A 23,525-nucleotide genomic window follows, 5' to 3' on the forward strand; every position below is an offset into this window, starting at 1 on the left:
ATGAGGCGAAAGGGGTTCAGAACAGCGCTTGCCATAATTCTGCTCTGCGCGATGCTGGTTACGGGATGCACCGGCGGGGGCAAGGATGATTCGGGGACGTTAAGCCCTGACAAACCGGTTACTTTTTCATGGCTGGTATACGACCGGGTGGAGGGCAAGGTTCGGGATGACTGGGAGATTTTCAAAGAGATTGAGGCCAAGACGGGCGTCAGTGTGAAGTTCCAGATCGTAAGCCAGGAAGGACTTGAGGAGAAAAGGCAGATCATGATTGCGACGAACACGGCCACGGATTTTATCCAGGTGCCGACGCAGGACGGCCGGGAGCATGGGCCGGAGAAGGTGTTCCTGAACCTTAATGATTACTTGGATCGGGCACCGAATCTGAAAGCCTTTTACGAAAAATATCCTGAGGCCAAGGCGCTGGCAACGGGCACGGACGGGGGCCTGTACACCGTACCCGTACTGGAAGGGGATGCGGAAGGCAAGGGCTTCAACTTTATCTGGTATGCCCGCAAGGACATCATGGATCAGCATGGGATACAGGCACCGACCACGGTGGATGAATTTTATGAGTATCTGAAAACATTGAAGGAGAAGGTTCCGGATTCCTATCCGCTCATATCTAACGCCATCGTTGGCGATACAGGGCTGTATACGACCTTCGGGCGTATCTTTACCGGCATTAGCGGTTTTTACAACCTGGATCCAACCACGGATCAATACGCATTCGCGCCGTATCATGAGAATTATCAGGATATGCTGGTGTACTTGAATAAGCTGTATGCGGAAAAATTGCTGGATCCGGAATTCTCGCTGCTGACGCAAGCGCAGTGGGAGGAGCGCATACTGACGGGCAAATCCTTGGTGACGTTTTTCTGGAAGGCGGATCTTGAATCCTTGGTTGCCAAGGCGAGAGGAGCCGGTACGGCGGAATATGAGCTGGACGCGATTCCATCCTTTGCCGCCGAAGGGATCAAGAACTATCAGTTCTCCCGTCCGGTCGTTGGCACCGTCGGCCGAGCGATATCGGCCAAAGTAAAGGATAAGGAGCGTGCCGTGCAATTCCTCGATTATTTGGTCAGCGAAGAGGGAACGAATTATCTGTCCTTGGGCATCGAAGGCAAAACGTATACGATGGAGGACGGCAAAGCGGTATACAACAAGGAGTTTGGCGAATCTCCGTTTAATGCGCTGCGCAAAGACTGGGGCGTATGGTATGACCTGATCACGCTGAATAATGCCAAATCTCGTGAGGTGTGGGAGCGCGGGTTAAGCGAGAAAAGCAAGGTTATCAATGCAAGGTATGAGCAGTATATCGTCCCTGCACCGAAGCAGATCGTCAAGACGGAAGAGGAGCTGGAGCTCGAGAAATCGAAGCTGAACAATTTGAATAAATTCCTTGAACAGAAGGTGACGGAGTTTGTAACCGGCAAAACGCCGATCAACGATTCCACTTATCAGCAATTTATTGACCAAGCGAAGAAACTCGGCTCCGACGAACTTCTTGCCATGTATAACACCGCTTATACGCGCACATACGGCGGCAAGTAATTCTTAATGGAGATTGGGGGAATCAGGCAATGGACGATACCAAAATTATCGATGTCGACGTTCATAACGAGCAGGACGACAGGGCGCTGCTGCCATATCTGCAGGAGCCCTGGCGCTCCCGGGTAGCGACATCCGGCATCGGTTATGCAGGCTCAGGGTATTACTCGCCGATCGGCGTGATGAAAAAAGACTCGATCCCTCCGGGGGGAGGCAAGGCCGGCTCCGATCCCGATTATATGATCAAGCAGCTGATCGAAGGCTACAATCTGGATTATGCCGTATTGACGGGCGTCGTATACAACATCTCCTCCACGCATGATCCGGATTATGCGGCGGCGATATGCTCGGCTTATAACGATTATCTGATCGCCGAGTGGCTCGGCAAACATAAAGCGTTCAAAGGCGCAATGGCAGTAGCCACCCAGGACCCGCTGCTGGCGGCACGCGAGATCGATAGGATCGGCGGCCATCCGGATATCGTAGAGGTGATGATCTCCAGTGCGGCGAGGGCGCCGCTGGGTCAGCGCCACTATCACCCGATCTACGAAGCGGCGTCGCGCAATGGCCTTCCGGTCGCGATCCATCCGGGAGCGGAAGGCGGCGGGAGCTCGACGGCTCCCACCGCGGCCGGCTACCCGACCCGCTACATTGAGTGGCACACCTGCCTCTCCCAGATGTTCATGGCACATCTGGTGAGCATGGTATGCGAGGGCGTATTCGTGAAGTATCCGAACCTCAAGGTCGTTCTGGTTGAAGGCGGAGTGGCCTGGTTGCCGGCCCTGATGTGGCGGCTGGACAAAAACTACAAGGCGCTGCGCGCAACCGTGCCTTGGTTGACGAGAATGCCGAGCGAGTACATCCGGGATCACTGCTACTTATCGACGCAGCCGATTGAGGAGCCGGACAATCCGCAGCATCTCATCGATCTGTTCAACATGATTGATGCCGAGAACATGCTGCTCTATTCCAGCGACTACCCGCACTGGGACTTCGACTCGCCGGGCCACATTTTACGGGGGCTGAAGCCGGAGGCGCGGCGGAAGATTTTTTATGAGAATGCGAAGCGGCTGTATCGGCTGGAATGAGGGAACGGAAGATGCCGGGGGCTGATGAAGCTGGTTTTGGATAACTGAAAAGCAAACTTGCTGTACGAAGCAGGCATGCATGTTCGAGGTTGGCTTGCACGATCGAAGCAGGCTTTGCATGATGAAGTTGGTCAACGATCAAAATTGGGATAACTTTGCTGTGTATGAATAGCAATTCAAGGTCGACGATTTGGCTATCTGAATGGAACAGACTAAAGTCGAAGTGAGTATTTGGACTAATGAATATAACAATGTGGACTGGTAAGTGTCGTAACTCGATTGACCGGAAGTAATGGGAATTTGACTGGGTTAACTAAGATACTCTGGATGAATCGCACCAGGTGAAATGCAATCTCATTCAATGAACTGGCAAGAGGTGAATAACAATCAGAACAACTAACAGGCATTGAAGGCAAGGAGGTGCATGTATGGCGGTACATTACGTGCTGGTGGAGGAGGACGTTCCGGAGGGTGAGCACAAAGTCGTAAACATCGAGGGACGCGAAATCGGCATTTATCGGGTCAACGGCGAGTATCATGCGATTCTGAACTACTGCCCGCATCAGGGGGCGCCAATCTGCGCAGGACTGGTCTCCGGTACGACGCTGCCCTCGGAGGTATACGACTACGAATACGGCCGGGCAGGCGAGATCGTCCGCTGTCCCTGGCATGGCTGGGAGTTCGACCTGCAGACCGGCAAGTCGCTGTTCAGCGACCGCATCCGGGTGAAGAAGTATAAGGTGGAGGTCCAAGAGGGCAAGATCGGGGTGGTGATGGGGAGGTAGCAGGCGGGGAGTTGAAGGGATGTAATTAATGAGGCTGCAGGTATTATTACTAGCCATGAGCACTTAAGTTACTTGTGTCAGCTTCAGATTTTAACGGACCCTAGATCCGTTATTTAAGATCAAAACTCGATTTTTTACAATATACCGGACTACAGATCCGCTATTGTGCGAATTACGGGTGCCAATACCAATAAAAACAGCAAATAAGGTCCTCTGTGTCCGCTAAAGCTACCAAAAGGGCTATTTTGTACAAAATAAGGTATTCTGAGTCCGTTAGCAAGTCCTAACGACCATAGAGCAAGGGGACTTCGGGACATCTTGAATGATATGGCGATTGTATTTTTGGAAGTTCGGTTCACAGGTGATTTTCTGCTCATTGCTCTGTTGTCTAAGCGGGGCGAATAAGTACGGTGCTTAGTCCGGGGCATTCTTGGATGGTTCTCGATTGAAAAAAGAGCGAGTATGGTGGGAGTGAGTCCCTCATACTCGCTCTTTTGGTCATGACGATTTTAGAGAACGGATTAATGTTGTCCGAAACAAGATTACGCTAGCATATTGGGTGCTCCTCTTAAGAATGAAATACACTAATGTTCAACCGGCTTCATAGATCTGGCGACTTCAATCATTTGTTCCTTAGTCAAAACGACGCTGCTCATTTCAATGTAAGTATCACCTTGAATCCATTTCAGAAAACCGCCATTCTGTTCTTTAGTGGCCCATGACTCAAATCGCGCTTCGACATCATCCCATGTGACCAGTTCGCCCCTAGAATCAAATGTAAATGTACGCTCTTTTTGTTTGGTTGAGCTGGTGTTATTTTTGATATCTATGTTTGTAATGGACTGAGTGAACCTGTAACCGTACGCTTTATGTTGTTCGACTCCCATTAAATAAATAGATCCAGACATATCAAAGTAACTAAATCTGGTTAAGGTAATTTTTTTCTTGCCGGGTTTATACGGATAAGGCACTGGGATGTCCAGTTTCCAATCGGTCTTCGGCAGTTGAGGCGCATAAATAACAAAATCAGTGTCTTTACTGAGCTGGTGCAAAACTTGATCATCTGCAAACGCCGACTGCGCTAATCCAAACAAATGCAGGACACACATTAGGGCTAATGCGATCTTCTTCATCTTCTGTTTTTTTCCTTCATACTGGAATGTTTATCCTAGTTTTACCACGCTCAACCGATTTATCCTTTCGTATATAACACGAGGTTGAAATAAAAATAAAAGACTACGGTATTCCGTAGCCTTCTCTCTAGATAATCTATTCGTGACTGCAAGTAAATTTACTGAAACAGAATCCCTCCTCACACCACCTGCGACAGCACCAAGCCCCCGTAAGCGAATGCGGCCAGGATCACCAGTGCCGGGTGGATCTTGCGGATGTTCATGGCCCAGAAGGCGACGGCGGCGATGCCGAGGGATTGCAGGAGGCCGATGGAGATGACGGAGCTTTTGCCGATCTGCCAGGTCAGGGTCAGCATCATGATGGCGATGACCGGCTGAACCAACAAGGTCATGCCTTTGACCACGGGCGACGTGCGGTATTTCTGTAGCAAATTTAGCAGCCAGATGAGCGCTACCGCGGAAGGGATGACCGTCGCCGCGAGGGCGAGGGTCATGCCCATCCAGCCGGATACGCCATACCCGACAAAAGCGGCAATTTTGGTGGCGATCGGTCCGGGAAGCGCGTTGCCAAGGGCAAGCATGTTGGAGAATTCCGGATCGGTCAGCCATCCGTGATTGGTGACGATCTCCTTGTACATGAGCGGGATCGAAGCGGGACCGCCGCCATAACCGAGCACGTTGGAGACAAAAAAGCTGATCAGCAGCTGAAGCCATTCTTCCATCAGGCGGACCCCTCCTTATCCCGTCTTTGTTTTTTGAGTTTGGCTACGGTTCTAAAATGCACGGTGCCATAAGCAAGGAACAGCATAATGACGAGGGCCGGATGGAGCTGGAAACTCTCCAGCAGGAGAAACGACACCACAAAAAATCCGATCCCGGCGTAAATGCCAAGTCCCTTCACGGCCTTCTCGCCGAATTCGTAAGCCATCGTGCCCAGCATCACCGCAATGACCGGCGTAACGCCGGCAATCATGCCCGCCACCACTTTGGAGCTGCTGAGGAACGTCACAGCCGACAGCAGCGCGATCATCGCGATGCAGGTCGGGAGGATATGCGCAAGAACCGCGACCACCGCGCCTAGCACTCCTTTTTCCCGGTAACCGAGATAGGCCGCCATCTTCGTGGCGATCGGACCCGGGAGCGCATTGGCCAGAGCCAGCACCTCTCCGAATTCATCATCGCTGAGCCAGCTGTAACGAACGACGGCCTCATGCCGGATCAGCGGAATGACCGAAGGACCGCCGCCGTAGCCGAGTATGCCGGTTCGGAACATGCCGAACGTTAATTCAATATATGGATTGCTATTATTATCATGCAAGGGTAGGAGTCCTTTCTGTCGAGAGAGTTAGAGTCGGATGCCCATTCGGCTTTTATAACGCTTGATTAAGATCTGCGTGTCCACGCTGGTTATGCCCGGAAGCGGGTATAGCTTCTCATTTAAAAACATTTCCATTTCCTTATGATCGGTAAAAAGTCCGTGCATATGCAGCTTACTGGGACCGGTCATATGATACAGGCTGGTGACATATGGCTCGTTCTCCAGTGTGTCCGCCACCTGCTGCAAATATTTGGGCTCAACCTCCACATTAAAAAAAGCGGACACCGAAATTCCCACTTTCTCCGGATTAATGACGGCCGCGAAGCGCTCAATGACGCCGTCATCGATCAGGGCATTGACCCTGGCCTGTACCGCTACGCGGGACAATCCAATCTCCTTGGCCAAATCCGTGTACGAGATTCGCCCGTTCTTGCCGAGGATCGCAATGATTTTGCGGTCCGTATCATCAATCTGGAGAGACGCGTTCTCACCGGAAGAATGAATATTCATGGGCTGCAGCTCCTTTTGTTTTACTTATATGTAAGGCTTACCTCATGTAATTATTACAAAACGTAATTAAAGTTGAATTTACACTTACGATACGTTTAAATATATAAGCGAATTACGATGTTTTCAATATAATTTGCAAAAATTGAAACTTTTTCTTCGCATTTCAAGTCTAAGGCTATGAGTAGATAAAGATAGATTTGATTTATTTAGATGTTGATATGCCTCAATGGAGAAGGCGGCATGATTCTGGAGAAGCGAAGGGTCCCTTTTGCCCCTGCTTTCAACCGCTTTGATCCGTTATAAAAAATTTGGGGATGACAAGGGATCGGAAGAATAATCCGCATGCGTAGTGCTGAACGGGCAAACTGGGTAGAATCCGTTTTTAATTCTATTAAATGGTTCGTTTGATATAAATACCCTTTTCTATCAATTTATGATAGGATAAACATGGTAAATGACTAGCTTCTTAGAAGTTCTTATTTGGAAAGGCGGCATGGAGATGAAGAGATTATTTTGCCTCATTCTGGTTTTCGTTATGCTTCTCCCGGTCAGCATTGTTTCGGCAGCGGGCACAACCACTGAAGCCAAGTCGAAGAGTAAACCGATAGATCTTGTTTTTGCAGGTGACATTCTGTTAGACGGCTACGTGGGGAACCAGATTGATAGATTCGGTAACCTATATCCTTTTAAGAAGGTAGCCCCCATCTTGAAAAAGGCGGATATGGCGTTTGCCAACCTTGAGACGCCGGTCTCCATTCGTGGCAAGGCTGCGGATAAAACCTTTGCCTTCCGTTCGAAGCCGGACACGCTTCAGGGCTTGGTCTATGCGGGAATCGACGGCGTCACACTGGCGAACAACCACATCCTGGACTATGGCCAGCAGGCGATGCTGGATACGATTACCCATCTGAAGCGCCAGAAGATCGGGTACACGGGAGCCGGGCGCAATATGGACGAGGCCTTCCAGCCTTACGTGAAGAACATTGACGGAAAGAAAATTGCGGTGCTGGGCGTCAGCCGGGTGCTGTCGGACAATTCCTGGATCGCGGGCAAGAACCATCCGGGCGCTGCTTCCGCGTACACCATGGAGCCGATGCTGACCCATATCAAGAAATCGGCAAAGACCAACGATTACACAATCGTGTACATCCACTGGAACGAGGAATTCGCTGATTATCCGGAAGAATATGCGCGCACGATGGCCAAGAAGATGATCGACGCCGGTGCCGACATCATTATCGGATCGCACAGCCATACGTTGATGGGCATCGAATATTACAAGAACAAACCGATTTATTATTCGCTCGGCAACTTCGTGTTCAACCGCTCCACTAGGGGCGGGGACAAAACCTTGCTGTCGATGATGGTTCATGTTGAGATTCAAGGCTCCAAGATCACGAGCCGGATTACGCCGGTGAAGATACTCCAAGGCCAACCGAATCTGATGGACAAGAAGTACAACAAAGAGATCATCGCGAAACTGAACAAACTCTCCTATAATGCAAAAATCGATGCCAACGGCAATGTCAGCAAAAAATAATAGGGAATCTTGAAAACAACTGCGGCTATAAGCTGCGGTTGTTTTTTTTGTGCGCTCTTGGAAGGGTCACCGTAGAAATAAGTCGGAAACTGGCGACGAGGCGTTTGTTTTCATTCCCTGCTTTCGACAAAAGCTGCGCTTACGTCATCCGACCGGAAATTCCTGCCGAAAAAATAAAATAAAATTTTATAAAATGTATTGTAATTTAAAATAAAATTTCAATATGATGAAGGGAAGAAGACGGGTTAATTTCATTCGTCGTAAGCGGTAAATACGGATCGGCAGCATACTTTTTTGCAGCCCTTCCAGCTAATGACTGAATGTAAAGCCGATAGCGGCAGAGTTAACTTCGTCTTAACACAGATTGGAGGTGGAATTAACAAGCGAGCGTTATACTCCCGAGTAGGTCTTTCGTTCATGAGCGGACTTACAACCGAGAGGAACCAGAGTCCAAGCAGAGAGAAGGAGGAATTCATGTACATGTTAAGGAGCAAAAAGAGAATAGCATCGCTGCTCAGCGGAGTGATGTTTCTATCGCTGCTGTTTCCCGCAGGACAAGCTGCTGCCGCGGATCCAGCCGCCGCCGCGTCATCGATTATTGATATGCGGCAGATGGAGATCGGGCCGGGGGCTACATATACGTGGGCCAATATGCAAAAGGGCAGTGGCGAGCAGAAGGTCCATATGGTGGAGTTTGATCCATCGCAAGGAAATCTGGAGCTTCAGCCGGGTCTCACCGATGGCAAAGTATATGGCATGCAGGGAGTCAGCAAAATGGCATCCGATGCCGACAAGGCAGGCAATCGCGTCATCGCCGCGGTGAACGGGGACTTCTACGATATGTCCACCGGAATTCCGCTCGGATTGTTCATGGGGGGCGGGGAGCTGTTGACGGATCCGCCCAGCGGCCGGAACGCCTTTGGCATTAAACAGGACGGAACGAGCCTCTACGGCAGTCCGAAATTAACGAAAAACGTGACGATAGGCGGCGCAGTCAGCAGTCTGTCCTCTATCAACCGTCTAAGAGGGACGGACGCACTTGTTCTTTATACCGAAAAATTCAATGCCACCACGATGACCAATAATCTAGGAGACGAAGTGATTCTGGATATCGTGAGCGGCAGGGTCGCCAGCGGGGAGACCTTGAAGATGAAAGTCGTTTCCGTTCTTAAGGATCAGGGAAATTCGCAGATCGGCCCAGGCCAAGTGGTTCTGTCCGCTTCGGGCTCGCAGCGAAGCAAGCTTGCCGGGCTGAAGGCAGGGGATGAAGTGACGGCAAGTTTTCAGCTGGATAACGAGTGGCAGGACGTCACGATGGCGATTGGCGGTACCGTGATGCTGGTCAAGGATGGCGTCGTGCAGCAGCATACCGATCCGGCTGTACACCCGAGAACGGTGGTGGGCACCAAAGCGGACGGCTCCGTTGTGCTGTTCGAGGTTGATGGTCGCCAGCCGGGGTTCAGTGAAGGGCTTAACTACATCGAGCTTGGCGAAATGCTGCAGGAGCTTGGCGTAGTGAACGCACTGAACCTGGATGGAGGCGGTTCGGCCACCTTCGTTGCCCGCCTGCCGGGAGAAACGGAGCGCAAAGTGCTCAACTCGCCGTCGGACGGCGGGGAACGCAAAACGGCCAACGGCATTTTGCTGGTGAACAAGGCGCCAGAAGGAGCAGCGAATAAACTCGTTGTAGCGCCCACGCTGGAAAGAGTGCTGACCGGTTCATCCGCTACCTTCAAAACGGCGGCCGTGGACCAGAATCTGCATCCGGCGAAAATGACGGAGGCTACAGTTTGGAGCGTTGATCCAGCCTATGGGACAATCGACGGCAGCGGGACGTTTAAGGCAGGCAACCAACCTGGAGTGACCGAGATATCCGTACAATCCGGTAATCTGACGGGTAAAGCCGCATTGGAAGTCGTTGATGAGCTTACTGAGCTCAAGTTCTCCGACGTCGTGAAGACCTTCTCCTCCGGCTCGACCGAGACGCTCAAGGTCACGGCGCTTCGCAATGGTCAAGTGGTACAGGCCGACAATAGCCGTTTGGAGTGGCGTACCGAAGGCGATATCGGGACGATTGACGGCAACGGTACGTTTACCGCCACGGACAAGCAGGACGTCAGCGGCAAAATCTTCGTGAAGTACGGTCAAATCGAGACCTCAATCGAAGTAAACGTCGGTCTTCCGCCGGTCATGATCGAGGATTTCGAGAACGGTCTTAGCCGATACAAACCAAGTGCCGGTGCACAGTTCAAGTCGACCAAGGTATCCATTGAAACGGATGAGACCTATATTCGTTCCGGGAATGGCGCCTTGAAGCTGGAGTATGATTTTACCGGAATGACCGGTACCTCCGGTGCTTATCTGCAGACGAACGGCACCGCGGACAATATCGAAATTCCGGGCTATCCGGAGAAAATCAGCATGTGGGTCTACGGAGACGGTAATGCGCACTGGCTTCGTGCCCAAATTCGTGACAGCAAGGGCGCGATCCCGCTTGATTTTACCGATCAGACGGTCGGCGTCGATTTCAAGGGATGGAAGTATCTCGAAGCGTCCGTACCCAAAGGAAGAACCCTTCCGCTGGTGATGGACATGCCGGTTCGATATATGGAAACACAGGCCGCGAAAAAAGACGCCGGTGCCATCTACGTGGACGAAATTCGGGCGTTGTACGGTCCGGCCAACGACGATATCGATCCGCCGGTTCTGAAGAAATTCTCACCGGCCGAGGGTGCGGAGATTACAGAGAACATGCCGATCATTACCGTGTATGCCGAGGATGCAGGTTATGATCCTGTGGCGCACCCGGGAACGACGCTGATTGATCCGGATAAAATCCGATTCTATCTGGATGGCAGCTTGGTACAGCATACTTTGTATCCGCCTGAAGGGAAAATTCATTACACGCCGAATGTTCCACTCGCCGATGGCGTTCATCAGGCGAAAGTCACCGTCCGTGATCTGTCGGGTAACCAAACGACCCATGAATGGAACTTCACCGTAAATACCGGTGCAGCCAAAGTGGTGTACAATACGCCGGATATGATTTATGTTGGCGGCAGTTACACGCTGGATATCGGCGGTGTGAAGACATCCCAAATCCGCAGCGGCCATGTCGATTTTCAATTCGATCCCACCAAAGTGGAGAATCTGGAGCTCATACCAGGGGATAAGCTGAGTGCATCCCAGGTTAGCGCGAGCATCGACGGTTCAACAGGAAAGGTGAGAGTGACCTGGAAGGACATTCATACCGCATCCCTTCAAGATACGGATTGGATCGGCCAAATCCGGTATGACGTGAAAAAGAACGCAACCGGCAGCAGCATCATTTCGCTTACGTCCGGGGCGGTATCCTTCTCCGATACGGGCAATACCGAATTCTCGTTCTACGGTCTTCCGATAGAATCGCAGATCGCAACGCATTATGCGCTGAGATGGAATGAGGAGGGAACGGTACAGGGTTATGAAACCGAATTTAAAGTGACCGATGCCCATGGTCAGCCTGTGGAAGGCGTACAGATCTTAGCAGACGAGGCAGCGGTGGGCACAACGGATGCTGCAGGTATCCTGAAGACCGTGGCGCTGACGTCCCAGGTCAAGACGTATACCGTGCAGGCCGTGAAAGGCAATCAATACAGTCCGGCCTTGGAGTTTAAGGTTTCGCCGCTGGCTGGAAGCCCGACACCGTTCAACATCAGCGTAGGCATGGGCGAAGATCCAACTACGACGCGGATGCTGAACTGGCACACGGACCCGGCAACGGATGGGACCGTCGTGGAATTGGCCAAGCGGTCCGAATTTACGGATTTCGATGCGCCGAACGTCCAGAAGTTCAATGGTGCCAGCGAGCTGTACCATACCTTGGATCTGGGCACGGTCCGCGTCCATAAAGCGACGGCAGCTGGTCTTGAGCCTGGCACGGAGTATGTTTACCGTGTCGGCGATGGACAAGGCCATTACAGTGCACAAGGCTCGTTTAAAACAACGGAGGTTGCGGGAGATACAACAAAATTCTTGTATTTTGCGGATTCCCAGGCATCCACCACCAAAGAGTTCGAGCTGTGGGGGAATACGATCGACAAGGCGGCTGCCGAGCATCCGGACGCCGAATTCATGGTCCATGCCGGGGATATGGTGGACAAGGGCTTCCTGGAGGAGCAGTGGAACTATTGGTTCGATGAAGCTCAGAAGCATTTCCTGAATACGACGTTAGTGTCGGCCATCGGCAACCATGAAGTGATGGGGACGAAGGAAAACGGGGACTTCCTGGCTCACTTTAACCAGCCGGGCAATGGCTTGGATAGCCTGAAAGGAACCAACTTCTCTTTTGATTACAAGGACGTTCATTTCATTATGCTGAACAGCGAGTATCAGCTGGAGGAGCAGAAGAAGTGGCTTCAGCAGGATCTGGCTAATAATGATAAGAAATGGACCGTCGCGATGTTCCATCGCGGGCCTTACGGCAGCATTTACGACTCCGCCGAGGTACGCAGCCTGTGGGCGCCGGTGCTTGAGGAATCCGGCGTGGATCTCGTGTTAAACGGGCATGATCATATTTATATTCGCTCCTACCCGATGATGGATAACCAGATTGTTGCGGAAGGCAAGGGCACGACTTACGTCGTGGCGGGGTCGTCAGGTCCTAAATTTTACTCCCACACGGAGCGTGGCTGGCATGAGGTGGTCGACGAAGAGAAGACCCAGATGTATGCCTCTGTGGAAGTGAAGGGAGACGAGCTTCATTTCGTAACCAAAACGCTTGGCGGACGCGTCGTGGATGAGTTTACGCTGACGAAGCCTAATCCGGAACAGATTGTTGTGAATTCTGACGAGCTGACGCTCGCCGCTGGCGAAAGTCACGAATTGCAGGCTGCGGTGAAGCCGAGCCGAGCTGAACGAACCGTGGTATGGTCCGTATACCATTCCGAACCGTCGGATGACGTCGTCAGCGTATCCGCAGACGGCATCGTGACGGCTCAAGGTCTGGGCAATGCCGTTGTCAGAGCGACCAGCACGGCGGCACCGGATGTCTATACAGACGTGAGTATTACGGTAGACCGAATCCCGAACGGCAGCATCGAATCGATACGCTTAAGCGGCAAATCCGAGCTTAAGATCGGGGATACGGATAAAACGGTTACGGAGGCCGTTTATACCGACGGCAGCCGTATCCGTTTAATCGAAGGCATTACCTATGCGAGCAGTAAGCCGGATGTAGCTTCCATTGATGAACAGGGCTCGGTACGAGCTTTGTCAGAAGGGGCGACCGTCATTTCGGCAACCTACGAAGGGTTTAAGTCGGAATATGATTTGAAGGTGACTACCCGGGGTGGAGGTAATCCCGAGCCGGGACCAGAGCCGCCGGTTAAACCACCGGTAACACCGCCAGTAACGCCGCCGGTGACACCACCGTCAGGCAGCATCACCTTATCGGCCAGCGAGCTTGCTGCTAAGCTGTCGAACGGGCAAGTAACCTTGTCGGTGGATGGAAGCTTTACGGATATCACGCTGCCAGGGAATGCAGGAGACATACTCAAGGATGGTTCGATCCACCTTGAAGCAAAGAATTTGTCCCTAACGATCCCAGTCGAAGTGCTTCGCCAACTGGGCGGCCTTGCAGATGCTGGCCAGCTTGAGAAGGGCACGATAAAACTGAGTGCCGCCACATTAACGGAGGCCGAGAAGAAGCAGCGGATCGCCCAAGCTGCCCGCGTTTCCGGTGCGAAGCTGACTTCAGCGGGAGCCATGCTGGAGTTCGAGCTTAGACTTACGACAGCGGATGGCAAAGTTCACAGCTTAACTGAATTCGATCGTCCGATCATGCTGGAACTTCCGGTATCTTCAGATGCTAATGGCAAAAGAATCTCCATGTACTATTTATCCGGCAACGGAGAGCTGGAGTATATTGGCGGTGTAAACAAAGACGGCCGAATGGCTGCGGGAATCCGCCATTTCAGCGCTTACGGTTTGCTGGATTATGAGAAAACCTTTGCCGATGTTCCATCTTCGTTCTGGGCCGCGGAAGTGATCGGCGATTTGGCGGCGAAGCAGCTCATCGAAGGCGTCAGCGTGGACCGCTTCGCACCGGCTCAGCAAGTGACCCGGGCGGAATTTGCGGCGATGCTGGTTCGTCTGTTGGATCTTAAGGCAGAAGGTCCTGCGCCGTTCGCCGATGTAGCATCAAGCAAATGGTACGCCGAGGCCGTGTCAGCAGCTGCTGAGGCAGGCATCGTGAACGGAACCGGTAAAGACCGCTTTGCGCCCGACGCTCCGATCAAACGTCAGGAAATGGCGGCGATGCTGGTGCGTGCTTATGCCCACGCGATGAAACAGCAGCAGGAGAACATCAGCGCGGGAAGTGGATTCTCCGATCTCGCCGAGTCTCCGGACTGGGTTCGGGAAGCGGTAGAAACCGCGCATGCCCTCGGTTTTGTTCAGGGCCATACGCCGAGCCGCTTTGAACCGGAAGGCCTGACCACGCGTGCGGAAAGCGCTCAGGTCATCTACAATCTGTTGAATAAGCTGAAGTAAATTCTAGAAGGCAGAATACCGCTTCTCTTCTCCTGTAGACCATCGCAGTAGAGAGAGGCGGTTTCTTTTTTTAAGACTAACCACGGTCTATCTTTTCATGACATATATGTCGAAAGACATTTTTCTTACAGGTTAAAGAATGGCGGAAGTTCCGATATAATGATTACATGGTCAATGAGTGAATGTAAATCGAAGTAATGGCTAATCTGGTAACCGGGAAGAGGGGAAGAGGATGACGGAATACGCGAACACGCCGAAGCCGCCGTATTATGCCTGCATTTTTGTGTCCAAGCGTACAGAGGGTGACCGGGGTTATGGGGCGATGGCCGATAAAATGGCAGAGCTCGCAGCGCAGCAGCCTGGCTATTTGGGGGTGGAGTCTGCCCGGGATGAGGGTCTCGGGATTACGGTATCGTACTGGGATTCCCTGGAGGCCATTCGTTTATGGAAGGAGAATGCCGCACATCAGGTAGCACAGGAACGGGGAAAGAACGAGTGGTATGAAAGCTTCGGCTTGCGAATTTGCAAGGTGGAGAGGGATAGCTTCTACAAGCTTTAGGCAAGGCCATTCAAGGATGAGGATGAGGAGGAGTAATGATGAGGCAGAATCCGGGCAAGATCAGATGGGGAATCATGGGGACAGGCTGGATTGCGGAGCAGTTTGCAGCCGATCTGGCGTATGTGGAGAATGCTCAGTTTGTGGCCGTGGGCTCACGTACGGCAAGCAGTGCAGGTGAGTTTGCGTCCAAATATGATATACCGCAGGCTTATGGCAGTTACGAGGAGCTCGTGAGGGATCCCGATGTCGATGTTGTGTACATAGCGACTCCGCATCCGCTGCACCGGGAGCATGCCTTACTGTGTCTTCAGGCCGGCAAAGCCGTCCTGTGCGAGAAACCCTTTACGATTAACGGGGATGAACTGGAGGAATTAGTGGCGGCTGCACGGGAGCAGAAGCTGTTCCTGATGGAGGCCATGTGGACGCGTTTCCTTCCGCCGATCCGGCAGGTCCGCGAATGGCTGAACGACGGACTTATCGGCGATGTTCGGCTGCTGAAGGCCGATTTTGGTTTTCGGAGCGGCTGGAATCCGCAGGGCCGTTTGCTGAATTTGGAGCTTGGCGGCGGCGCGCTGCTGGATGCGGGGGTTTATCCGGTATCGTTTGCATCCATGGTTTTTGGAACCGAGCCGGAGAAAATATGGAGTACCGCACATATCGGCGAAACGGGCGTCGATGAGCAGTTCTCGGTTATTCTATCTTATGAATCCGGCAAGACTGCTTCGTTAAACGGGGCGATCCGGCTAGGATTGACGAATGAAGCTTATATTTATGGCACAAACGGGTATATTCACATTCCGTCCTTCCTGAATGCGACATCTGCTTCGCTTCATGTTGATGGCGAGGAACCGGTGGTTGTTAAGGATGATCGTCAGGAAAAAGGGTATAGCTTCGAGGCTTACGAAGTGGGGCAGTGTCTGCTGGAAGGGCGGCTTGAGAGCGATGTGATGCCGCTTGATGAGTCGCTTGCGATTATGAGGCTGCTGGATCAGATCCGGGGGCAGTGGGGACTGAAGTATCCTTCGGAAGGTTAAGCCGTGACGCTGATTTTCGGCCTTTTTGAATACGTGAACTGAATGAATCATGAAGCCAATACGGGGGATTGTCCCCTGTTGGCTTCTTTTTTGTGATTCCTACGTCATGGACAGCTGAAATTCCTGCCTGATTTATAAAATTATATTTTATTAAAACTATTGAAATTTGAAATAAAATTTCAATATGATAGAGATAGAGATGAACATGTATGTACAGACCATCACGATCATCTACTCTAGCAGATCGATAGGAGGTGAGCTGCAGCCGATTTTGCTTGGAATTGGAATTCAGTTTGGATAGCAAGCACTCATACTAAAGGGAGTGAATTCGTGAATGATAATCAAAAGGCGTGTCTATCGAAGTAAGTCGATCCTATCCATGACGCTGGCGTTAGCCGTGATGTTCAGCTCTGCTGTTTCTGCTTGGGGTTATTCCGTTGATGAGTACGCAAGCACCGGAGAACCAGGGGCGATCGTTATGGAGGATTTTGAATCGATAACAAATTTGTCCGCATCCTCCGCAAGGGGAAAGGCCCAGTTGGATGTAGTGGGGTGGCCGGAGCCAATCTATTACGGACATCACGCTGCAGCTTTAACTTATGATTTTGTGGGCAGTGAATCCGGCACCTCGGCGGCTTATCTCAACTTCAAAGACCCGGACGGTTCTACCGGCAGAAGCGTCCCCGGTTCACCGACTGCACTCGGTTTATGGGTTTACGGCGATGGCGGGAACCACTGGCTCCGGGCCCAGCTTCAGGATTCCTCCGGCGGCAAGCATGCCGTGGATTTAACGTCTACCTCCGGTTTTAGCTGGAAGGGCTGGAAATACGTCAAATTTAACGTTCCCTCTACCATCAAGGCTCCTCTCAAAGTGAATCAAATCTATATCACCGAATTAAAAGATACGAATAAAAACAAAGGCACCGTTTACTTCGACAGGCTGTCCGCATTCTATACGGGTTCCCCGGTGTACGGGCTCGACATTGGCGGGCTGACGCCCATGGGCGTTGGAGAAACGGTGAAGCCCCAAGTATATGCAACCTATGAAGGACATACGGAACCTGCATTATTAACAACCGGCGTGAAACTCACCAGCAGTGACGACAACATCGCTACTGTGACAGGCGCTACATACGACACCATTGAAGCATTGGCGCCGGGAACGGTAACCATAACGGCTGAATACGGAGATGCACCAAAATCTCAGTATGAGCTTCATATTACGCAGGAGGTGCCAGCCCCTGAAAAATTGCTGTTATCTGGGCCGCTGCATATGGAAACCAGTCTTACCGGAAAAATGAGAACCAGTGTGGTTTACTCCGTATACGGAAACCAGACGGATCCTGTATGGCTGACTGAAGGAATTAGCTATGCAAGCGATCAACCGGGCGTTGTATCGGTAGATCAAGCTGGTCAATTGACCGCAGTTTCTGCGGGAACGGCAGACATTACCGCTTCGTACCGCGGAGTAACCGCACAGCATGCCATTACGGTGACGGACCCGGTTCCGGTTCTGCAGAGCATCGAACTTCAAGGTCTTACAGCGGTTACGGTTGGAGACTCCTTCGAGACGGCGGTGTCCGCAACCTACTCCTGGATGGAGGAGCCGGTGATTATAACGGAAGGTGTTACGTTTACCAGCAGTCATCCCGATGTAGCCGTTGTCGATGATAAAGGAGTGGTGTCCGGCTTGAAGATAGGTTCCGCTAGAGTAACAGCCACATTCCAAGGAAAGACCAGCTCACTCTACATTACGGTGAATAAAGCTTCGGAGCATCCGAAAGCCGAGATGAGAGCGGCGTGGATTGCAACCGTCGACAATATTGACTGGCCCGCCAAAGGAGTCACCGATCCGGATCAGCAGAAACAGCAGTTTATCAGCCTGCTTGATCAGCTGGAGGATGCTGGAATGAACGCGGTCATTATGCAGATCAAGCCGACGGCGGATGCATTCTACCCGTCCAATTACGGGCCATGGTCAGAATGGCTGACGGGAGTTCAGGGCAAGGATCCGGGGTACGATCCGCTGGCATTCCTGCTGGAGGAAGTCCACAAGCGGAACATGGAGTTTCATGCCTGGTTTAATCCATACCGCATCAGTCTTCAAGGAGACGTTAACAAACTTGTGGCAGATCACCCGGCCAGGCAGCATCCGGACTGGGTCGAAGAATATGGAGGCAAGCTCTATTTCAACCCGGGGATACCGGAGGCACAGCAGTTTATTATTGACGGCATCATGGAGGTCGTTCGGAATTACGACATCGACGCCGTGCATTTTGACGATTACTTCTACCCGTATCCCGTAACCGGCGTGGATTTCCCGGATACGGACACCTTTAACCAATATAAAGGCTCCTTTACGAACAAGGGCGATTGGAGAAGGAACAACGTCAATCAATTCATTCAGAACGTGAACGAAGCCATCAAGGCCGAGAAGAGCTACGTGAAATTCGGCATCAGCCCGTTCGGTATCTGGAAAAATAAATCCAGTGATCCGACCGGCTCTGAAACCAATGGCCTTGAGAGTTACAATGCCATCTATGCCGACTCGAAGAAATGGGTTGAAGAAGAGTGGATCGATTATATCACGCCTCAGATTTATTGGAACATCGGTTATTCCGCTGCCGCTTACGATAAGCTGATCGATTGGTGGAGCGGGATCGTGTCCGGCAAGAACGTTCATCTATACAGCGGACAAGCCGTATACAAAATCGGGTCGAATGCCGATTGGTCCAATCCCGAAGAGATGCCGAACCAGATCCATTACAACCGCAATTTTGAGGAAGTCCGGGGCAGCATGTACTTCAGCTCCAAATGGTTTAAGGATAATGCACTCGGATTTACGGACAGGCTGAAGAACGATCTGTATCGATATCCGGCATTGATCCCGGCGATGCCTTGGATCGATTCGGAAGCGCCGACAGCGCCCAAGAAGCCTAAGGCTGATCACGAGCAGGATGGTGTGAAGCTAAGCTGGAGGTCGACAGATGACGAGACGTATTATGCGGTCTATCGTTTTGATGGCAGAGGCGCCGGCAGTGTTCAAGATTCGTCGCATTTGTTAGGAACTCTCCGAAAAACCGACGATAAGACGCAATTCTTTGTGGATCATACCGCAGCGGAGGGACAAACCTACACGTATGTTGTGACGGCTGTCGATCGTCTGCATAACGAGAGTGCTGCAAGCAAACCGGTCACGGTGAAAGTGAAACATCGTGGTAAGCCTGGAAAGCCTCCGGTGAATCCACCGGGGAAACCGAGCAAATCGTGAGTTTACATGCGCGCCTAGAATATTATCCATACTAGTTAACGGCTGGTTTACTTCCCTAGCAAGACGTCACTTTAGAGAACGGACTGGCCCGCATCAGAAAAAAAGGGACATCCCCGGCTTATAGCCTTGGGATGTCCCTTTTGCTGCTTGTTCCAATGGACATGCTGCGTGATACAATAGGTGCATTACGACCTGGAGTGTGGTGTATGTTCAAGAAATTAGGAATGGCATTAATTTATGCAGCCATAGGTAGTCTTGTTTACTTTTATGGCGATGCCATATTGGTATGGATTCGATCGACAGACAGTATGACGCTGATCATGTTCATGGCTGTCATCATGGCCTTGTTTCCGGTGATTCCTTATCCTGTGGTAGGAGGGGTAATCGGTGCCGCCCTCGGGCCGGTCATCGGAGGAATCGTCACTTGGGTCGGCTCTACCGTTGCTTCCATCCTCATGTTTATGTTCATCCGTTACGGTTATCAGGAATGGGGCGACCGGGTGCTTTACCGTTATAACAGGCTGGGAAAAGTGACAACGATGTTTGAACGGAACGCCTTTATGACCATCCTGTTTACCCGGTTGATCCCGTTTATTCCTTCCATTGTCATCAATGTGTACGCGGCTCTCAGCAAGGTAACGTTCGCATCATACAGCATCGCGTCCGCGCTAGGCAAAATCCCTGCCATGCTGCTGTTCTCGATGGTAGGCGATCATCTGATGACCGACCCTTCCCACATCGTTATAACCATTGGGGTATACGGCGTATTTCTCGCGATAACCCTGCTGGTTTACCGGTTGTCAGGCTTTGGCCGTTCAGGAAGAACGTAGGGCGAACGGTTATAGCTGCTCAATGGACGAGGCGGGACCACTCCGTTCTACAGATGCGGAGGCCTCGCCCTTTTTCTTTTGGAACCAAGCCCGAACCGCCTCGATCTCTCGCTGATCCATGCCGTTTAAGCTTTCATTGATCTCGCTGAATATCATCTTCACTTGCAGAGACAGGAGCCCTCTTCTTCGCTGTCTGCGGGTACCGCTGACCTCCATGGCGATAATCTGCGGCCGCCGTATATACCTGGTGGACATTGCAATGAAACGGCTGCGGATCGTCAGCTGTTTGTCCGTTACATTAAGTCCGGAATCCCGGTGCGAAAGGAGTCCCCAAGCTAACGCGAGCGGAAGGAGCAGAAGTGACAACAAACCGAGTTTGTCAAAATACCAAATGCATGCGCCACTAACTATCGCGGCAAAAGCCAGCTTCCACCGCAGGTACATCCATTTTGCGCGGGGCGGCGGCGAAGCGGTAACGGACTGAGCGCTGAATTGAGGCGTAACCCGTTCCAGCAGTGCGGGAATATCTCCGGTTTTCAGCAGAGGATGAAGCATGAAATGCTTCTCGGACTCTGACGTAAGCACATGAACCTTCACTTCGGCGTAACCGAACCAGCGCCGGAATACGCCTTCTTTCACGCTAATGGCCAGCACTCGTTCGGGAGAGAAGAGCAGTCGTTTTCTCTCCAGCAGACCGCAGCTGACCGAGATTTGTTTTCCGATCCGCTCGACGGTAAATCCCGCATATTTGATCGTGTAGAGCACGGCGGAGAGCAGCCAGGATATGATGAGCGCCAAAACGGCAATGCCGATCCAGCTGCCGGGCAGCAGCTTCCCTGCCGATTGAAACAGTGATTGGTATATTTGATCCGGGAGCAGGTCATCGGCAAAAGATACAATACCACCCACAAAGGCTAAAGCCAGTGACAGGTTGGGCGAGGAGAGCGCGGCAATGAGCAGGCGTCCGGAGGATAGCTGGAGCAGCGTGCTGCGTTCCTCTCCTGCCGTGATTGGATCGCTTGCGTTCTTTCTGCCAACGATGCCTGAATCGGACTCCCCCAAAAGATCGCTTCCGTATCCCATGTTATGATGCGACGGTTGAACGGATTCGTGATTTTCTCGGGATTCCGACGGTTGAACAGATGGCCTCTCGCTCGGAGCGGGAAAGCTCTGAGCGGATGAGTCGGAACTTTCATGAGCTTGGTGAGCCTCCCGTTCCGTCTGCCTTGTTCGGGTTTGCTCGCGCAGCCAGCGCTGCAGCCGTTCGCCTTCGCTATTGGTGACGGCAGGCAGTATGCCGCCGCCTTCCGTTTTGCCCGGTGTTTCGATTCGGACCTGGGTAAGTCCCAGTATGCGCTGCAGCAAGGGCTGCTCCATATTCATGGAATGAATGCGGCCTGTATAGATGGACAATTCCTCACGGAACAGAACGCCGCGGCGGATGAGGATTTTATCTTCTTCCAACGTATAGACGAAGCGTTTCCACTTCAGATACCCGTACAAAAGCAGAAGCGAGACCAGGATGACGATGGCGGCGGACAGCCAGTACCAGGGGATGTCCCGCAGCGATTTTCCGTTAAGGAATTTGATGGATACCAGGGCGGCTATGGGAATGAGTGATTTTACGCTGCCTACGAGCGGGAACAGGATGAACAGGCGGTGAAGTCTTGTCGGTTCATTCATCGTGATCCACCACTTTGGCCAGCTCGCCGATCTGTTTCTTCAGTTCCTCTGCTTCTTCCAGCTTGAGCGCCTGAATGACATGAGTCGTTGCGGCGGTAACGACCTTTACCTTGGCTAAACCATATTTACGAAGGAGCGGCCCCCGCTCAAGCTCCACATGCTGTACACGCGTTATCGGGACAAGGGTGTCACTGAGCCAGATCCAGCCGGAGCGAAGCTCCAATTCTTCCTCGCTTACCTTGAAGCCGAATTGTTTGTAGGTGAAAGAGGGCACGGCCCAAGTAAACCAGGCTCCGAGCACCAGAAGGCCGATGGTGATCCAGCCCGGTATCAAGGTCCACCCGAATATAGCGGCGATGATCAGATAAGCTACAGCAGCGAGCAGGATCACTCCATCCGTAATGAAACCCGTGATGCGGGAGATCGTTACGGAGTCCGGGTGACATCTGCGCATGGCGTCAAGTCGATTGTCCATATGTATGTTCCTCCTTGATGTTACAGATTCGAGCAGTTTTTGCATTTATATGTACGTCTACGTTGCTCGGGAAGGATTCGTTTCATCCCGTCTCCCGACTTGCTTGCCGTGCTTATCATTGTAGCATAACAGGCTAACGAGCAATTGAACCTGACCTAACGGTTGCATGAACACATGCCGAATCTGTTAAGCTTGAGTTAAGGAAGAACTTGAAATGATTGAGAATGAAAGGATCGCATGCAATGAAAATAGACCGGCTATTAGCCATAACCGTCCTGCTTCTGAACCGGGGGAGACTAAGCGCCAAGGAGCTGGCCGATCGGTTTGAAGTATCAAGCAAAACCATATATCGCGATATGGATACGCTTTGCCAAGCCGGGATTCCGATTGTGGCCCACCAGGGAATATCCGGCGGGTTTGAAATTATGGAGCATTATATGATCGACAAGTACTGGCTGTCCGCTGAGGAGATGAGTACGCTGGTTACAGCCGTTAAAGGGATGAGCAGCGCACTGGAGGACCAGCAGATGGGCATACTGCTTGAGAAGGTAAAAGCGCTGCTGCATAGGGTAGAGCAGGGGCTTGGCGATGAATATCGAAGGGAACCGGTGGTCATGGACTTTCAGCCTTGGGGACAGCGTCAAGGACTGAAACCCGCCGTGGGCTTGCTCAAAAAGGCTATTCAAGAAAAGCGCAAGGTCGTGATGGAGTATATCGATCATCAGGGCAATGCGGAGCGAAGAACCATTGAACCGGCATCCCTGATTCTGAAGGGAAATATTTGGTATGTACAAGCCTTTTGTCTGGAGCGGGAAGACCATCGCCTCTTCCGGTTGTCGCGTATGCAGGATATCACGTTGCTGAGCGAGACGTATGAGCCAAGACCATGGCCCGGCAAGGAGCGATTGGAGTGGGATTCCTCTTGGTCAAGCGCGCTGGAGCAGGAGACTGTGCTGCTATTCGAAGCTGCCGCGCGTCAGCGGGTGGCGGATATTTTTCCGCCTGAACAAGTAACCGTCAACCTGGACGGTTCCTTACGCGTTCACGTGTTATACAAATTAGATGAGTGGTTTTACGGCATGATTCTAAGCTTTGGTGATCAGGTTCTGGTTGAGCAGCCGGGCGAAGCGGCGGAGGAAGTGAAGCGAAGAGCGCAATTGATTATGCAGCGCTACGATAACCAGGACAGATAGATGTCCACGTTACCTCTTTAGAATAGA

Annotated in this window: 16 protein-coding genes; 10 read left to right on the forward strand and 6 right to left on the reverse strand. The window is 51.9% G+C overall.

Annotated features, from left to right (window positions below; translation table 11 throughout):
* The 3 genes from ACQKPA_RS17015 to ACQKPA_RS17025 all read left to right on the forward strand — a co-directional run bounded on the left by ACQKPA_RS17015 (position 1) and on the right by ACQKPA_RS17025 (position 3,421).
* Positions 1–1,551: an extracellular solute-binding protein gene (locus tag ACQKPA_RS17015; RefSeq protein ID WP_427493769.1), complete on the forward strand. Its 1,551-nt coding sequence runs from the start codon at positions 1–3 to the stop codon at positions 1,549–1,551.
* A gap of 29 nt (positions 1,552–1,580) precedes the next feature.
* Positions 1,581–2,636, forward strand: coding sequence for an amidohydrolase family protein (locus ACQKPA_RS17020; protein WP_427493770.1), 1,056 nt, complete (start codon positions 1,581–1,583; stop codon positions 2,634–2,636).
* A 428-nt stretch (positions 2,637–3,064) separates the two neighbouring features.
* Positions 3,065–3,421: a Rieske (2Fe-2S) protein gene (locus ACQKPA_RS17025; protein WP_427493771.1), complete on the forward strand. Its 357-nt coding sequence runs from the start codon at positions 3,065–3,067 to the stop codon at positions 3,419–3,421.
* Positions 3,422–4,005: 584 nt separating this feature from the next.
* Here the strand turns inward: ACQKPA_RS17025 and ACQKPA_RS17030 are convergent.
* From ACQKPA_RS17030 to ACQKPA_RS17045, 4 genes are all read right to left on the reverse strand, one after another.
* Positions 4,006–4,554 carry a hypothetical protein gene (locus ACQKPA_RS17030; RefSeq protein WP_427493772.1) on the reverse strand — a complete coding sequence of 183 codons (549 nt, stop codon included), beginning with the start codon at positions 4,552–4,554 and terminating at the stop codon, positions 4,006–4,008.
* A 179-nt stretch (positions 4,555–4,733) separates the two neighbouring features.
* Positions 4,734–5,276 (reverse strand): chromate transporter, encoded by a 543-nt coding sequence (locus ACQKPA_RS17035; protein WP_009589696.1) that lies wholly within the window; start codon positions 5,274–5,276, stop codon positions 4,734–4,736.
* Complete coding sequence (locus ACQKPA_RS17040) at positions 5,276–5,845, reverse strand: chromate transporter (RefSeq protein WP_427493996.1); 570 nt, start codon at positions 5,843–5,845, stop codon at positions 5,276–5,278. Before ACQKPA_RS17040 ends, ACQKPA_RS17035 begins: the two co-directional genes overlap by 1 nt.
* Before the next feature lie 54 nt (positions 5,846–5,899).
* Entirely contained in the window at positions 5,900–6,382 is a 483-nt protein-coding gene (locus ACQKPA_RS17045) for an Lrp/AsnC family transcriptional regulator (RefSeq protein ID WP_427493773.1), read from the reverse strand.
* A 499-nt stretch (positions 6,383–6,881) separates the two neighbouring features.
* Here ACQKPA_RS17045 and ACQKPA_RS17050 point away from each other — a divergent pair, with 499 nt between their 5' ends.
* From ACQKPA_RS17050 to ACQKPA_RS17075, 6 genes are all read left to right on the forward strand, one after another.
* Positions 6,882–7,922: a CapA family protein gene (locus ACQKPA_RS17050; protein WP_427493774.1), complete on the forward strand. Its 1,041-nt coding sequence runs from the start codon at positions 6,882–6,884 to the stop codon at positions 7,920–7,922.
* Between the two features lie 480 nt (positions 7,923–8,402).
* Positions 8,403–14,453: a phosphodiester glycosidase family protein gene (locus ACQKPA_RS17055; RefSeq protein ID WP_427493775.1), complete on the forward strand. Its 6,051-nt coding sequence runs from the start codon at positions 8,403–8,405 to the stop codon at positions 14,451–14,453.
* A 232-nt stretch (positions 14,454–14,685) separates the two neighbouring features.
* Positions 14,686–15,012 carry an antibiotic biosynthesis monooxygenase gene (locus tag ACQKPA_RS17060; protein ID WP_339222277.1) on the forward strand — a complete coding sequence of 109 codons (327 nt, stop codon included), beginning with the start codon at positions 14,686–14,688 and terminating at the stop codon, positions 15,010–15,012.
* A 38-nt stretch (positions 15,013–15,050) separates the two neighbouring features.
* The gene (locus ACQKPA_RS17065) at positions 15,051–16,046 is read left to right on the forward strand and encodes a Gfo/Idh/MocA family protein (protein WP_427493997.1); all 996 of its coding nucleotides are present in this window, start codon (positions 15,051–15,053) and stop codon (positions 16,044–16,046) included.
* A 334-nt stretch (positions 16,047–16,380) separates the two neighbouring features.
* Positions 16,381–19,317, forward strand: a complete 2,937-nt coding sequence (locus ACQKPA_RS17070; protein ID WP_427493776.1) for a family 10 glycosylhydrolase — start codon at positions 16,381–16,383, stop codon at positions 19,315–19,317.
* A gap of 206 nt (positions 19,318–19,523) precedes the next feature.
* Positions 19,524–20,147, forward strand: a complete 624-nt coding sequence (locus ACQKPA_RS17075) for a TVP38/TMEM64 family protein (RefSeq protein ID WP_427493777.1) — start codon at positions 19,524–19,526, stop codon at positions 20,145–20,147.
* Positions 20,148–20,156: 9 nt separating this feature from the next.
* On the opposite strand, the gene ACQKPA_RS17080 is transcribed toward ACQKPA_RS17075, so the two are convergent.
* Both ACQKPA_RS17080 and ACQKPA_RS17085 read right to left on the reverse strand, forming a co-directional pair.
* Positions 20,157–21,830 (reverse strand): PH domain-containing protein, encoded by a 1,674-nt coding sequence (locus tag ACQKPA_RS17080; RefSeq protein WP_427493778.1) that lies wholly within the window; start codon positions 21,828–21,830, stop codon positions 20,157–20,159.
* Positions 21,823–22,305, reverse strand: coding sequence for a PH domain-containing protein (locus tag ACQKPA_RS17085; RefSeq protein WP_427493779.1), 483 nt, complete (start codon positions 22,303–22,305; stop codon positions 21,823–21,825). The genes ACQKPA_RS17080 and ACQKPA_RS17085 overlap by 8 nt, the downstream gene beginning before the upstream one ends.
* Positions 22,306–22,547: 242 nt before the next feature.
* On the opposite strand from ACQKPA_RS17085, the gene ACQKPA_RS17090 reads away from it, so the two are divergent.
* Positions 22,548–23,498, forward strand: a complete 951-nt coding sequence (locus ACQKPA_RS17090; RefSeq protein ID WP_427493780.1) for a helix-turn-helix transcriptional regulator — start codon at positions 22,548–22,550, stop codon at positions 23,496–23,498.
* The last annotated feature ends 27 nt before the right edge of the window (positions 23,499–23,525 follow it).

Source organism: Paenibacillus sp. NPDC093718, from assembly GCF_050279985.1.
In the GTDB taxonomy this organism is placed as follows: Bacteria; Bacillota; Bacilli; order Paenibacillales; family Paenibacillaceae; genus Paenibacillus_AQ.

Bases quoted from the DNA above. Each gene is read 5' to 3' on its own strand.
- ACQKPA_RS17015 (WP_427493769.1), top strand. From the start codon at position 1: ATGAGGCGAAAGGGGTTCAGAACAGCGCTTGCCATAATTCTGCTCTGC.
- ACQKPA_RS17020 (WP_427493770.1), top strand. From the start codon at position 1,581: ATGGACGATACCAAAATTATCGATGTCGACGTTCATAACGAGCAGGAC.
- ACQKPA_RS17025 (WP_427493771.1), top strand. From the start codon at position 3,065: ATGGCGGTACATTACGTGCTGGTGGAGGAGGACGTTCCGGAGGGTGAG.
- ACQKPA_RS17030 (WP_427493772.1), bottom strand. From the start codon at position 4,554: ATGAAGAAGATCGCATTAGCCCTAATGTGTGTCCTGCATTTGTTTGGA.
- ACQKPA_RS17035 (WP_009589696.1), bottom strand. From the start codon at position 5,276: ATGGAAGAATGGCTTCAGCTGCTGATCAGCTTTTTTGTCTCCAACGTG.
- ACQKPA_RS17045 (WP_427493773.1), bottom strand. From the start codon at position 6,382: ATGAATATTCATTCTTCCGGTGAGAACGCGTCTCTCCAGATTGATGAT.
- ACQKPA_RS17050 (WP_427493774.1), top strand. From the start codon at position 6,882: ATGAAGAGATTATTTTGCCTCATTCTGGTTTTCGTTATGCTTCTCCCG.
- ACQKPA_RS17055 (WP_427493775.1), top strand. From the start codon at position 8,403: ATGTTAAGGAGCAAAAAGAGAATAGCATCGCTGCTCAGCGGAGTGATG.
- ACQKPA_RS17060 (WP_339222277.1), top strand. From the start codon at position 14,686: ATGACGGAATACGCGAACACGCCGAAGCCGCCGTATTATGCCTGCATT.
- ACQKPA_RS17065 (WP_427493997.1), top strand. From the start codon at position 15,051: ATGAGGCAGAATCCGGGCAAGATCAGATGGGGAATCATGGGGACAGGC.
- ACQKPA_RS17070 (WP_427493776.1), top strand. From the start codon at position 16,381: ATGATAATCAAAAGGCGTGTCTATCGAAGTAAGTCGATCCTATCCATG.
- ACQKPA_RS17075 (WP_427493777.1), top strand. From the start codon at position 19,524: ATGTTCAAGAAATTAGGAATGGCATTAATTTATGCAGCCATAGGTAGT.
- ACQKPA_RS17080 (WP_427493778.1), bottom strand. From the start codon at position 21,830: ATGAATGAACCGACAAGACTTCACCGCCTGTTCATCCTGTTCCCGCTC.
- ACQKPA_RS17085 (WP_427493779.1), bottom strand. From the start codon at position 22,305: ATGGACAATCGACTTGACGCCATGCGCAGATGTCACCCGGACTCCGTA.
- ACQKPA_RS17090 (WP_427493780.1), top strand. From the start codon at position 22,548: ATGAAAATAGACCGGCTATTAGCCATAACCGTCCTGCTTCTGAACCGG.